This window comes from Fulvivirga imtechensis AK7 (assembly GCF_000331535.1).
Lineage (GTDB): Bacteria > Bacteroidota > Bacteroidia > Cytophagales > Cyclobacteriaceae > Fulvivirga > Fulvivirga imtechensis.
In genome coordinates this window covers 39,689-51,149 of the sequence record NZ_AMZN01000089.1, presented here as the reverse complement: position 1 = coordinate 51,149, position 11,461 = coordinate 39,689, and the positions used below count along the sequence as shown (strand labels likewise).

The window sequence follows — 11,461 nt, the reverse complement described above, 5'->3', positions numbered from 1 at the left end:
AAAGTTGTCCTTACTAAACTGAGGAAGACCCTTCGTTCCTCAGGGTGACGTTACGTTCGGGATGACGATAGTGGGGTATTTAATAATTCATTGATTATCAGAATCTAGTAAAAACTTGTCGTTGGTAGGAACGAGGGATCTTACTAAGTTATAAGGCAGGTACTTTCAATCTTAGTAGGATTCTTCCTCCGTCAGAATGACTTTAAGTTTTGAGTTTGGTCTTTTGAGATAGCCCCCGGTTCTTCTGTACTTCTATTTCAGTCTATTCAAGGGTGAGGTGATAACTCAATACGAGGAATAAAATGATCGGATTTAGCAATTTATCCATCATTTTACGAGGGCTGTATACTTTAAGTTAACGGCTTTGGAAACAAGTCCGAGAACTGGTACGGTTGAATCCGGATAAGATCAGGCACCCTTTGCCTTCAATCGGAAAATTCCAATTTTCAAAACATTATTGGCTACCATCAATCCGGAAAGAATACAGACTGCACCGATAAGCGTCTCCAACGAAATGGTTTCATCCAGAAAAATAACACCCAGCACTACTCCAAAAACAGGTATTAAATAAGTAACTGTAGAAAGAAATGAAGCACTTGTATTTTCAATTATTCTAAAATAAACCACATATGCCATAGCGGTGCCAAATATACCCAGTATCAGCACAGAACCCCATGCGTTAAAAGAAGCTGTGGTGAGTTGAGCCGGACCATCTATTAAAAGAGACAATGGTATCATGTAAATAGCTGCCACCAATACTTGTGCCGCAGGAGCATGCATAGGAGTGGTGCCTTTTAAGTGCAGTCTGGTATACACCATGCCCATACCATAGCTGGCCGCTGCAAGTGTAATAGCTGCAATGCCCCATACAGAGGCCTTCACTTCGGAGTTGAAGCCAGGTGAGACTAAAACAATTAGTCCTATAAAGCCCAGTACTGTGCCGGTGATCTTTTGGATGTTCATTTTTTCATCCGAGATCATGAAATTGGCCAGTATTACTGTAAATAAAGGTGTTAATCCATTTAATATTGATGCCAGACCGCTGTCAATGTACATTTCTCCCCAGCTAATGAGGATAAAGGGCAGAGACTGAGCGAAAAATCCGGTGATGGCTACATGCTTCCAAAATGCCAGGTTCTTTTTCTGTTTGGAACCCGAGATAAAAATGAAGAGGTATAAAGTAGCCGCAGCAATGACAATTCGCAGTGCAGCTACAGTAACCGGGGAGATCTCTCCAACGGCTATCTTTATAAATAGAAAAGATGGGCCCCACAGAGAGGCCAATAAAAGTAAAAGAAGTAGATTTTTTATTTTCATTGTAGGATATATACTTAACGTTGTGTGTGAATATGGCTTATACTATTTGTTGAATAGCGATAAAGCAATGTTATGATTATGATCCTCCTTTAGGTAACTTTGCCACTCAAAATCTGGCGCTTTGCAATCTTTTTTGACAGCTTTCTGAGTTTTGACGGCTTCTTTTTCCATAGAGTAGGGGTTCGGAGTGATTGTTAATGCCTTCATAATTATTTATTGTTTTTGATGTACCGGAATTAACGGGAACAATTTTCGTACGTTCTATTAATACGATGAATTTATTTTTATATATTTATGAAAATTATTAATACATAGTTATGGAGGTACGTCATCTTAGGCTCGTTAAAGAAGTTGCGGAAAAAGGCAGCTTGTCAAAAGCAAAGGATAGCCTGTTTCTTTCGCAGTCAGCGCTCAGTCATCAGTTGAAAGAAGTTGAAAGTCAGTTAGGTGCACCTTTGTTTCACAGGGTAAATAAGAAGCTTGTTCTTACAGGCGCAGGTAAAATTGTACTCGAATCAGCAGAGAAGATCTTGTGCGAGCTGGAACACGCAGAGGTGTCAGTTAAAAAATATGTTAGTGGAGATAAAGGTGCTGTGCGAATGGCTACAGAATGCTACACATGTTATCATTGGTTGCCTTCGCTGATGGTAGATTTCAATAAGGAGTTTCCATGTGTTGATATTGAGATATCTCCGGAATCATCCAATGATCCGGTGAATCATATCCTTGAAGGCAGGTTGGATGTAGCTGTGGTAAGTGGCCGTGTTAATAACCCTAACATTGAACTGACGGAGCTTTTTACGGATGAACTGCTGGCGTTGGTACCTGCTGACCACCCCTGGACTAAGCAAAAATATGTACAGGCAAAGGATTTTGCAGATGAAAAAATCATTATCCATTCTTTGCCGATTGAAACCGTAACACTTTTCAGAAAACTGCTGATCCCTGAAAATGTAATGCCTAAAAAGGTGATACCTATACAAATTACCGAGGCGGCCGTGGAAATGGTAAAAGCCGGAATGGGCGTAAAGGTAATCGCGAAATGGATCATTGAACCCTACCTTCACGATAAAAGGCTTGCTGTAGTGCCTGTCTCGAAGAACGGACTGTTTCGCACATGGTATGCCGTAACCCTCAAGCGCTCCGACACGCCTCAGTATATTACCAATTTTATTGAGCATTTAAGGTGTAATATTGCCGGAGTTTGCTCGGTATAAATTGCCTGAGAAAATGGATCAGAAGGGATGAAATGTTAATAACCCGGAGCTTTTTCTGACGAGCTTCAGAACCGATCCGGGGCAGGTGCAAACGTTTGATATCAAATTTACATAACCTCCGCAAATCTTTGTGATCCATCATGATTGACGTAAATTAGTATGGCAATAATTTGAAAATTGTATCAGGAGAACAAACCATGGCAGAATTGAAACTACATGCACAACCACCGGAAGAACATACAGGTATCAGGCTGACCAAACCGAAAAAAATGGCGGGAGGACTTGAGGCCATTACATCCTCTTTGAAGCATGTATTTGGTGAGGTGGGGGTTGTGCAGGGTACAAAAACTTTGCTTAAGGTGAATCAATTCCACGGGTTCGACTGTCCCGGGTGTGCCTGGCCGGACCCTGACAACGACCGCGCTATCGTAGAGTTTTGTGAGAATGGTGCAAAGGCGGTTGCTGAGGAAGCTACTACCGCGCGGGTAGATGCTGAATTCTTCAGAAAGCATTCTGTGGAAGAGCTGTCTTCGTGGTCTGATTATGAAATAGGTAAGAGTGGCCGGATAGCAGAACCAATGCTGCTTAGAGCGGGAGCCTCCCATTATGAACCGGTGAGTTGGGGTGAGGCTTTTAAGCTAATTGGTAATCAGCTCAACCAACTGGCTTCGCCCGATGAGGCCATATTTTACACCTCAGGCAGAACAGGCAACGAAGCTGCTTTTCTATACCAGCTTTTTGTAAGAAAATATGGTACCAATAACCTTCCTGACTGTTCTAATATGTGTCACGAATCAAGTGGCTCGGGCTTGTCAGAAACGGTTGGTATTGGTAAAGGTTCTGTGAAGTTGGATGATTTTTACGTGGCTGAAGTGATCGTGATCATGGGGCAAAATCCTGGCACCAACCACCCTAGGATGCTCTCGGCACTGCAAAAAGCCAAGGAGAACGGAGCGAAGATAATCACGATCAATCCCCTTTCGGAGGCCGGTTTGGTGAAATTTAAACACCCGCAAAACCCATTGGATGTGATAGGTGGCGGTACCGTTTTGACAGACATATTTCTTCAAGTAAGGGTTAATGGCGATGTACCATTGCTCAAAGCCATGATGAAAATGTTGATGGAGAAAGAAAACGATCGACCCGGAGAAGTTTTGGATAATGAATTCATAAAGAATAGTACTTCGGGCTATGATGATTTCCTTGCTGATCTGGAAAAGTATGACCTGGATGAATTAATAACACAAACCTCTGTTTCGAAGGAGAAGATAGAGGAAGCAGTAGAGCTACTGGCAATAAAAAATAAGATCATTGTGTGCTGGGCGATGGGACTTACGCAGCATAAGAATGCGGTTGATAATATTAGAGAGGTAGTAAACTTGCTGCTGCTCAAGGGCAGTATTGGCAAATGTGGTGCTGGCACCTGTCCTGTACGGGGCCACAGCAATGTACAAGGAGATCGTACTGTGGGTATTTGGGAAAAGCTGAAACCGGAGTTCGGACAGAAGCTAAAAGAGGTCTTTAAGTTTGACCCACCACAAAACGAGGGATATGATGTCGTCACAGCTATTAAGGCGATGGCAGAAGGTAAAGCGAAGTTCTTTTTCGCTATGGGAGGAAACTTTATTTCAGCTACTCCGGATACTGAATTTACAGCTCGTGCCCTTCAGCAGTGTGATATGACTGTGCATGTATCTACCAAACTAAACAGGAGCCACCTTATACATGGGAAAACCGCGTTGATATTACCATGTTTGGGTAGAACAGAAGTCGATGTGCAGCAAAGCGGGAAGCAATTTGTTACTGTAGAGAACTCAACAGGGGTAGTACACCAGTCGAGAGGCGGCAAAAAACCTGTATCAGATCAGCTATTAAGTGAGCCGAAGCTGGTGGCTGAGCTGGCTAAGGCTACTTTTGGTGAGAATGACACCATTGAGTGGGACTATCTTGTGTCTAACTATGATCATATCCGTGATCTCATTGAGAAAACTATTCCGGGATTTGATAGCTACAATGAACGAGTGAGGCGCCCCGGAGGTTTTTACCTTCCCAATGGCGCCAGGGAAGGAGATTTTAAGACCAGCACCGGCAAAGCCAATTTCACCATCAATAAAAACCCTGATCACTTACTGAAAGATGATGAGTACCTTATGATGACGATCCGCACCCATGATCAATATAATACTACTATCTATGGCTTAAATGATAGGTATCGAGGAATTTATAATGAACGTAGAGTCGTTCTTATGAATGAGACGGACATGCAAACAGCAGGACTTAAGCTTAAAGATGAGGTAACACTGGTTAGCAACTATGATGGCGAGAGGAGGGAAGCAAGAAGCTTTTTGGTAGTGCCTTATGACATTCCATCCAAATGTATTGGCACGTATTTTCCGGAGGCCAATGTGCTGATACCTTATAACCACTATGCTCATACCAGTAGAACGCCTATTTCGAAGTCTGTGGTGGTGAAAGTCGAGAAGTAGATCGGCAGGTCAAAGCTGATATGGAAGATGAGCCGGCTTGGTAAGCCGGCCTACTGTTCTATTTCTTTCCCACCAGCTTCACTTCCATTCTGAATTCACCATCAAGGATAGCATTTTCAACTTTCCATCCATACATCACTTTGAATTCTGTTCTCGGTACCCTCATATCAGCAACAGCCTCAATTTCAGTGTCAGTAAGCTTGTTGACCGTGGTTCCGAACTCAATTTCTTTGGTAATTCCTTTGATGGTCAGGTCACCAGTAGTTTTATAAGTATTTTCTCCTGTTTTCTCAGAGCTTTTGATCACCAATTTAGCCTCGGGATGATCCTTCACACTGAAAAAATCGTCTGACTTCAGGTGATTCACCAGTTTTTGGTTGTTCTTTTCTTCTTCAATGTCGGCATTGCTGATGGAGTTCATATCGATCACAAATGTACCACCCGTGATTTTCTCGCCATCAGTTTCCAGTGCACCTGATTTTAGTTGCACATGCCCCCAGTGCTCGTATGACTTTGCCAGGTGATAGCCCGTCCACTTCAACTCACTCGCTTTTGTGTCAATGCTATAAGTACCCGCGGTAGGTAAGTTTATAAATGACATGAGTGATACCACACTTACAAGTGTTAAGATCAATAAATTTTTGTTCATAGTTGTTTTGTTTTTGGTTTTACGTGTTGTAACACGTAATCACGTAATGATGGTGAAGAAGGTTGCCTTGTTTTGGAGAAAATTGGTTATTGTGCCTGTCTGAATTCAAACACCCACCAGCACCGGAGTGCCATAACGATCATAAGCGTCATCCCGAGACTTAACATTTTTCACAAAAATGCACAAAATGAGATGACGAATTGTTCTGTTGCAAAGCTGCAGCGAAAGAAATGGGATATCAACTTGTTACAAATCAACATGTTGAAATAATACGTCATCGGTAGAAAAAGCAGCGCAGCCCTTCGTGTCTAACCCTGGGGTGGAGCAGAATCCATTCTTCACGAATGTCTATGACTTTTTTCACCCATAGGTGTTTGTACAGCAGTATAATAGCATCTTTGGCTTGCGCTTGAAACGATTCAGCCTTAGAAAGCCTGTTGCACGAAAATGGCTAAGCGAACTTATAGCCTGTGATGACCCCTACTTTGGGATTTTTTATTCCACTTCAAGGGTCATTTTTTCGTAAACAGGTTCTCCGTTCTTTAATATCCCCTCCAGTTGGATCAGATAGGTTCCTTTTTGATCAGAGGAATAAAAGGTTAATTGTGCTTTATTATTGTTGAATTGTAGGTCCGGTTCCCAAAATAGGGTTGATCTATAATCAGGTACGATATGTTCTTCCCTTGGTCTATCATATTGAGGACTGTAAAACTCTTTTGATTTGGTATATCCAGGATGCATAAACCCTAATATTCCCTTCGGATCTTCTTTTTCAAAGAAAATAGGGCCTCCTTGCCTGGTATAGACCAGAATAACTCCTCCGGCAGCTCTACTTCCATAAACTGAAGCCTTTGGTCCTTTTAACACATCAATGAATTCAACTGATTGGATAGGAAGGAAGACAATAGCATCCTTATCGACAGGAATGCCATCAATTACAAATAAAGGCTCGCTATCTGTTGATGTGCTAATTGCACCTCTGATATTAACTGTAAGATCGGGCCATGAGCCTGAGACTCGCACCCCAGGTAGTATTTCTAATAAATCGAAAACACTTTGGGTGCCTATATTCTGTTTCATGGAATCTATAAATAACCTATGGCTTGGCTCGGTATACAGGCTTGTTCTTTCTTGAAGCTGTTCAGTCACTGGGTGTTTTGCTGATATTACCACTTCATCTAGCAAGGTAGTTTCATTGTCAAGCCTGTAGGCTCTTGATATTTGATCAAGTTTAGTTACTTTTGTTATGAACATTGAGTTTATGCCGGTATTTGGAATTAGGGGAGATTTTATTTCAGGTCGAGGCAGGGGAGTTAGATTCACTCTAACGTTTTTGTCCTCTTTATTTTTCTTTCCCTTAAACCCATGCGCTTTAATAACTACCATTGTACTGTCCTGAAAGTCATTCCCCTCTACTACAAAACGACCATTTTTATCTGTCCGACCTGTTTCATTAATTCCTAACAGGGGTACCATATATGTAAAATTCGCTTCTCTAAATTGACTCTCGTTATAATAATCGGTTATTTGACCTCTAATAGTAATTCCTTTCTCAGGGAGAAACTTCATTGAGAAATCGTTGTTATTTAGAAGAGATTCCCAATTAAACCTTGTCCAACCTTGAGTTAGCATTAACAGGTCTAATGCCTCGTAAGAAGTATCTGTGTTGTGGAAATAATATGAAGGTGATTCGATCCGTCCTTTGATGTCAGAACTTAAAAGTAAGTAGCTAACAATATTTTCTTCATGCCCGGAAAGGGAGAGATCCTCCAGCGGATTGATTGTGACTGAAGCAGAATGTACGGAATCGCTTAAGGCGCTAAATTCTACAATAATTTTAGATCGCGTTTTATGCAAACTTTGCTTAGGTTTTATCTTAACTACAGAGTCACCTGAGGGTACGTTGGGGAATATTAACCGTTCAGAAAGCGGTATTCCATCAGTATTAAAAAATGTAAGATGGATTATTCCGCTACTAAAATTTTCCTTGCTCAGAATAGTGGAAAAGGAGGATTCCTGCTGGCATTGTGTGCTAAATAAGAGTCCGCCTCTTTGATGCGCTACAAGTGAGCCACCGGATAGATCTACTCCATTAGAAAGCACAGATATCTGAATTCTATCTGACTGAAAATTATGAAGTACACGAATTGAGGCGCCATATTTTTTTACTTTTCTTAGATTGAAAGTATCGGCATTAATAATAGCAGTATAAGTAGACTCCAGGGATGGGGTCATGAAGAATAATCCATGTCCAAATTTATTGCTTTTAATCTCGGTAATGAACTCACCACTGTTATCAATGATTCGACCTGTAAAGGACACCCCTCTTCCTAAGGCATCTGTTGCCTTGACGGCCACTTTGGTTGAAATACCATCAATCAAATCACCACCCTCCGGTAAAAAATCTACCTGTAAATCACTGTCAATAGATTTGATAGTATTTCGAATAGGTTCACTAGTGTTTTGATAACAATTTAACGTATCGGTTGATTTTTTGAGAGGATTTATGACTTCAATACTTTTTTTAAAGAGGAAATCCTGATCAAAATTTCTCATCCAATTGGTGTATGCCCTTATTCCATAGTTTCCTTTCCTTAAATTCCTGCTTAGTGTAAAATTTCCGATGGAAACGCCATCTCGAATGGGTAATAGTAAAGAGTCAATAATCTTTTTTTCAGGACTAATGAGCTCGATGAATAAAGTGCCACTTATCTCTGTAGGGGTATGAAAGGTGCCGTCAACTATATAAGCCTTGAGCCATACCTCATCCCCTGCACCGTAATGAGGTTTGTCTAAGTGGAGATATATTTTTTCTTGTCTCTGAGCAAATAAATAGTTACTGAGCTTTTCTTCATATTCTGCTTGAGCAAAAAGATTTAATGATCCAGTTAGAATCGCTAAGGTTAGGAGTAGGTGCTTCAGCATAGAGTGCATTATTTTAAAAACAGCGCCTGCGGAATGAGTTACTACTGTAACTCCTGAATATGCAGGTATTCGCAGGTCCATTATTCCTTTATGAAACGGCAGTATGATAAAAACTAGTTGATACAAAAATATAAAATAACGGCTTCATAAACTGAAGAGATCACAACGGTCCGCAGCCAGGAAGCATGGGGCTTTTTGAGTACTTTGTGCCCCAGTCTGAAATTAGCACCCATGCTTAGATTCAGATGAAGTACTCAATATTTATGGCTTTTTTTCTTTCGCACTTGCGTCAGTGATCTTACGGTTTTTAACATATTTGTCAAACCAATTTATCTGTTCCCATAACACATGTTCGATTGACTCCTTTGCTCTGTAGCCATGATCTTCAAATGGTAACAGTACCAATCTAGCTGTACCTCCCGAACCCCGTACCGCTTCATAAAACACCTCTGACTGAAAGGTCAGCGTACCTGGATTAGAATCATCATCACCATGAATAATCAAAACAGGTTCATTGACTTTGTCTGCAAAGAATGTGGGAGAGCAGTCAATATAGGATTGGGTTGCTTCGAAAAGGGAACGGCGTTCTCCCTGGAACCCATATGGCTGATTTGTTTTGTTATAGGAACCACTGCGTGCAATACCTGCACAGAATAAATCGGTATGTGCCAGTAAATTGGCAACCATTAAGCCGCCATGACTATGACCAATGATACCAATCCGGTCCGGATCTGCAATACCCATGTCTACAGCTTTCGCTACAGCCGCCTCAGCATCAGCTGCCAATTGTGGTACAAATGAATCATAAACCGTTTCCGGATCACCAACCATTGGCATGGCAGTATTATCCAATACGGCATAACCTCGCATCAAAAAGTATTTATGTGATGGACCATAAATACGCATAAATCGATTAGAAGATCCTCTGACCTGACCTGCCGTCTCAGCACCAGAGTATTCCAAAGGATAAGCGTACACAACCGTAGGGACCCTGGTACCCTCCTTATAGTCCGGAGGTAAAAGCAATTGAAAACTTAATTCAACGCTGTCCTTTCTTTGGTATCGGACAATTTTGTTTTCTATCTGGCGCAATTCCGGGCTTGGATCTTTAAATTTTGTGATGGGGCGTTTAGTGATTGCCCGGGTGCCTTCGCCAGCCTCCGCTTTAATGGATTGTCCGAATTTTGCTAAATAAAAGTTAGGTACTTCCGTAGGCGATTCAGAACTCATAATAAAGCTGTTGGACTCCTCGCCAAAGTCAACGAAATATTCATATTTATCAGCGACACACCGGAAGATCCTTTCGGTTTCTCCTGTTTCCATATTTCGCTTATCAACAAATGGACGATCGCCATCATTGGTGCCACCTTGGCCACGGAAATAAATGGAACCATCTTCAACTTTGAATACATAATTACCATTTTCCAGTTGTGTAAAAAGCGGGAAGCCGGGATCATTATAGCTATCATTTTCATTCAGATCAAACCATTGTCTGGAGGTACCTTTGTCCACATTCAGCAGCCACACATAGCGCCATCTTTTTATGCGTTCTCTCTGGTACACCATAAGCATTCCGTCAGATTGCCCCCATATGGTTGCCTGTATGCGATGCTCTGCTTTGAAAACTTCTTCTGGTTGGTCATCGAATGGGGCTTTCCACCTCATAAGTCTATCTCTGAATGGTACTTCTGCTACCGGGTTACCGCCATCTAATGCCTCCATCCAAAACAAAGTATGGGGAGTAGTGGGTTGCCAGGATACATATCTCGGGCCAGTAATTACACCATGTACGGGTACCTCATTGGCCAAAGGTTGGTTGACAACCGTTTTCACCAGTTTTCCCTCCAGGTCCCATACTTCGATATCATTGGCAAACCGCCACCAGGCCACTTCATGTGACCAGGGTTTTTTCAATCTTTCCACTAATAAGTATTTCCCATCGGGAGAAATACTTGCATATCTATACGAAGCGGCAGGACCGACAACTCTCTTTCGTTTGGTTTTGGTATTATAAATGACCAATTCGCATTGGGAGTAGTAAGTAAACAATTCATCATCATGTGCCGTTTCCAGTAGATTCCTTGACTCGTATGTCGACCTTGCAGAGGCTCCGGAATCTTCCAGTATCTTAGGGCCGCTTGGGATCACCGGTTTTTGAGGCGCGGCACCACGATCATTAATTCTTCTGACTAAAATTTTTTGTTGGTCGGGAAACCATTTAACTGTTTCATCCATTAGAGGATTAAGGATCATGTCCGGTACCTTTTCTACATGACCGCTGATGTCCCCCATCCACAATTCAATCCTGTCTTCAAATCCGACAGACAAAGCAAAGCGTTGACCATCTATGGCCCAGTCAGCCGACATCACTTCTGCTCTCTCCGGAATATTCAGTGGTACCGTTTTTCCATTCTTTATTGTGAGTATTCGTGGAGAAGTACCTCCATGTCTCCCATGGTAGTAATTGTTTTTAGGATTAACACGGATACCGGCCAGTTTGAGCATCGGTGCTGCCAATTCTGATAATGTTGGGTAGATAATAGGGTCCGTTAGCAGCATATGTGTTTTTGTTGGAGATATTGATGTGGTCGGTAACAGGGGTGCATGCAGAATTTTGAGGATGTCCTCGTCAGGAGATTGCCAGACATTTGCATTGTCCTCCGGATTTTTGTCTTGGGCCATCGTTCCCTGAATGTATAATAAGCAATGGAAACTTAGTAATAGCAGTGTTAAAAGTGATATCTTCATTTGTATATAATTTAGTCTTTAGTACCTAGTATTGAGCGTTAGGGATCGTTCATTATTCTTTATGAACTCATATAGAGATATACGAAAGTTTGTTCATGAGTATTAGTCTGAGTATCATG

General features: G+C 41.7%; 7 protein-coding genes. 2 read left to right on the top strand and 5 right to left on the bottom strand.

Annotation, left to right across the window (positions count from 1 at the left end; genetic code table 11):
* Positions 1 to 408: 408 nt before the first annotated feature.
* Positions 409 to 1,317, bottom strand: a complete 909-nt coding sequence (locus tag C900_RS23620) for a DMT family transporter (protein WP_009582821.1) — start codon at positions 1,315 to 1,317, stop codon at positions 409 to 411.
* Positions 1,318 to 1,359: 42 nt separating this feature from the next.
* Positions 1,360 to 1,524 carry a hypothetical protein gene (locus tag C900_RS30090; protein WP_009582820.1) on the bottom strand — a complete coding sequence of 55 codons (165 nt, stop codon included), beginning with the start codon at positions 1,522 to 1,524 and terminating at the stop codon, positions 1,360 to 1,362.
* 110 nt (positions 1,525 to 1,634) lie between these two features.
* Between C900_RS30090 and C900_RS23615 the strand changes: the two genes are divergently transcribed.
* Together C900_RS23615 and C900_RS23610 are read left to right on the top strand one after the other, a co-directional pair.
* Positions 1,635 to 2,534, top strand: a complete 900-nt coding sequence (locus C900_RS23615) for a LysR family transcriptional regulator (protein WP_009582819.1) — start codon at positions 1,635 to 1,637, stop codon at positions 2,532 to 2,534.
* A 197-nt stretch (positions 2,535 to 2,731) separates the two neighbouring features.
* Complete coding sequence (locus tag C900_RS23610) at positions 2,732 to 5,020, top strand: FdhF/YdeP family oxidoreductase (RefSeq protein ID WP_040497407.1); 2,289 nt, start codon at positions 2,732 to 2,734, stop codon at positions 5,018 to 5,020.
* Between the two features lie 58 nt (positions 5,021 to 5,078).
* On the opposite strand, the gene C900_RS23605 is transcribed toward C900_RS23610, so the two are convergent.
* The 3 genes from C900_RS23605 to C900_RS23595 form a co-directional block, all read right to left on the bottom strand.
* On the bottom strand, positions 5,079 to 5,669 hold the full coding sequence (locus tag C900_RS23605; RefSeq protein WP_009582817.1) for a YceI family protein: 591 nt from the start codon (positions 5,667 to 5,669) through the stop codon (positions 5,079 to 5,081).
* A 495-nt stretch (positions 5,670 to 6,164) separates the two neighbouring features.
* Positions 6,165 to 8,594 carry a TonB-dependent receptor plug domain-containing protein gene (locus C900_RS23600; protein WP_040497406.1) on the bottom strand — a complete coding sequence of 810 codons (2,430 nt, stop codon included), beginning with the start codon at positions 8,592 to 8,594 and terminating at the stop codon, positions 6,165 to 6,167.
* Between the two features lie 261 nt (positions 8,595 to 8,855).
* Positions 8,856 to 11,342: an alpha/beta hydrolase family protein gene (locus C900_RS23595; RefSeq protein ID WP_009582814.1), complete on the bottom strand. Its 2,487-nt coding sequence runs from the start codon at positions 11,340 to 11,342 to the stop codon at positions 8,856 to 8,858.
* Between the last annotated feature and the right edge of the window lie 119 nt (positions 11,343 to 11,461).

Excerpts from the sequence above, each read along its gene's own strand:
- C900_RS23620 (WP_009582821.1), bottom strand. The coding sequence starts at position 1,317 with ATGAAAATAAAAAATCTACTTCTTTTACTTTTATTGGCCTCTCTGTGG.
- C900_RS30090 (WP_009582820.1), bottom strand. The coding sequence starts at position 1,524 with ATGAAGGCATTAACAATCACTCCGAACCCCTACTCTATGGAAAAAGAA.
- C900_RS23615 (WP_009582819.1), top strand. The coding sequence starts at position 1,635 with ATGGAGGTACGTCATCTTAGGCTCGTTAAAGAAGTTGCGGAAAAAGGC.
- C900_RS23610 (WP_040497407.1), top strand. The coding sequence starts at position 2,732 with ATGGCAGAATTGAAACTACATGCACAACCACCGGAAGAACATACAGGT.
- C900_RS23605 (WP_009582817.1), bottom strand. The coding sequence starts at position 5,669 with ATGAACAAAAATTTATTGATCTTAACACTTGTAAGTGTGGTATCACTC.
- C900_RS23600 (WP_040497406.1), bottom strand. The coding sequence starts at position 8,594 with ATGCTGAAGCACCTACTCCTAACCTTAGCGATTCTAACTGGATCATTA.
- C900_RS23595 (WP_009582814.1), bottom strand. The coding sequence starts at position 11,342 with ATGAAGATATCACTTTTAACACTGCTATTACTAAGTTTCCATTGCTTA.